Consider the following 1,219-nt stretch of genomic DNA (forward strand, 5'->3'; position numbering starts at 1 on the left):
GCCAGTTTGGTTGATTCAATGGTCCGCTCGATATAATTTAACTTCAAGCCGAGCGTTGTAAGCGGCTGGCGCAAGTCATGGCTTATCGCGGCGATGAGTTGGTTCTTCTCCGCCTTTGCCGCTTCAGCCTGCGATCGCGCCTCATCGAGAATCACCCCTTTGACATATGCGCGCTTCTGATTGTGAAAAATGAACCAGGCGATGAAACAATAGCCAATCAGTTGAGCCGTAAACCAGACCAGCATTCCTGGCCGGTAAACAAATAGAGATGGCGCTATGCTAAATCCAAATGGGATAGCGCCCAGCACGAGTGAACCTAAAGTCGCGCGAAGACTAGGTGCGAGCAGCAGCAAAGTAAATGCATGGCTGATCAGCGTATACTCGAAGAATCCGTACCTGGCCAATTTCGAGTAAGCAGCATGGCCAGAGAAGTCGGGTGGAGTTAACCCAAAGCTACCCGCCGCCCACCAAAACGATGTCAGTATGACCAATGCAGTCCAGGCCCAGTGCATCTGCTCGATTTCGTTGGCGCCAGCGTGCTTTGGGAGCGCCATTGTCTTTTTCAGTAAGTACGTTGCTGCGGGGGTGGCCACTCCCCACAGTCCTAAGACCCAGACGACACGGAACAAAAGATAGACAGCCGAAGTTTTGATCCACGATCCAAATACAAACAAGAGCGCGCTCCCGACCGACAGGAGCACGATCCAATATACCGCTCGACGCGACAGTGATCCCAACAACTCGCGTTTGACAACGAGATTCTGCTCTGGACTGAGTGCTGCAGCCGGTCCCAGAAACAAATTCACAAGTTCAGCGAATCTGGGGCGCTCGTTATGAACCGTTTCACTCGCACTCAGGGACGTACTGGCCCCGAGCTTTTCGCCCGCGTCGGAATCATCTCGTGTTCGAGTGCAGGACGCCATGGGAGGCCTCCGAGGATCAGCTTCAGCATGCGCTCCATTGTGCTACCGGTCCGCCAGCAAGTCGATGGACAAATGTTCCGTTACTTGCCGAACAAATGTTCATGGGATAGACGATCGCGGTCCTGTTCAAATGCATTTTCAGATGGCACGCCACTCGCCTTGGTCACCCGCCTTCGGTCAATGCTTTTGGTTTGTGTTTCACCAGTATGTTCAACAAGGTCTGTTCCGAAACCGGTTTCGACAAAAGCTTCATGCCACTGACGGCTACTTTTTTGAGCACAGCTGACGAGGTGTCC

The 1,219-nt window shown here is 52.9% G+C and carries 1 protein-coding gene and 1 pseudogene; both read right to left on the bottom strand.

From position 1 onward, the window contains the following. Positions 1-923, bottom strand: a pseudogene (locus HDG37_RS38730) (hypothetical protein); the annotation flags it as partial. A gap of 80 nt (positions 924-1,003) precedes the next feature. Continuing rightward, the coding region (locus tag HDG37_RS38735) for a hypothetical protein (RefSeq protein ID WP_184056872.1) at positions 1,004-1,219 on the bottom strand (216 nt) is incomplete at its 5' end.

The organism is Paraburkholderia sp. MM5384-R2 (assembly GCF_014201025.1).
GTDB lineage: Bacteria > Pseudomonadota > Gammaproteobacteria > Burkholderiales > Burkholderiaceae > Paraburkholderia > Paraburkholderia tuberum.